This is a genomic window from Paraglaciecola marina (assembly GCF_004360155.1).
GTDB classification, from domain to species: domain Bacteria; phylum Pseudomonadota; class Gammaproteobacteria; order Enterobacterales; family Alteromonadaceae; genus Paraglaciecola; species Paraglaciecola marina.
In genome coordinates, this window is record NZ_SAIS01000081.1 from 1 (window position 1) to 483 (window position 483).

Annotated in this window: 1 protein-coding gene; it reads right to left on the bottom strand. The window is 40.0% G+C overall.

The window, feature by feature from the left end; all coding sequences use genetic code 11:
* Positions 1-68: 68 nt before the first annotated feature.
* On the bottom strand, positions 69-461 hold the full coding sequence (locus tag EOK74_RS20730; protein ID WP_133472028.1) for a hypothetical protein: 393 nt from the start codon (positions 459-461) through the stop codon (positions 69-71).
* Between the last annotated feature and the right edge of the window lie 22 nt (positions 462-483).

A 483-nucleotide genomic window follows, 5' to 3' on the forward strand; every position in this document is an offset into this window, starting at 1 on the left:
AACGCCCGCAGCTGCGGACGACTTTTAGTGACGAAGGAACGGAAAGGCGTTCCGACAGACTGCGATTGTTATGTTCGTTTGGCGATTTCAAAGACTTTTCCATTTACATTAGTCTTAAAATTATACGACTCGATAAAATCGAGCTTACTAGATAAAGTAATACTTCCTTCAAGATTGCATTTGTGAATAATTGTGACATCACTTTCAGGACCAAAATATGCACGACCTCCTAAATTGATCGAACTTCTGCCCAATTGGGAAACCTTCAACTCAAAGACACCGTCACACCACATAGTATTTTCTAGGTCTTCAAGTTTAATGCGCCAAGTTAAAAACCACTCCAAATTGGAACAAAGCTCACTCAAGCTTAATTGCCCGCCTGAAAGGTAGTCACCTATTTGAGACGTAAGCCGACCTTCCATCTTCTCGATGCTTGAATTTATTTTCTCAAGGTTATCCATAAACTCTCATTTGAAACATAAC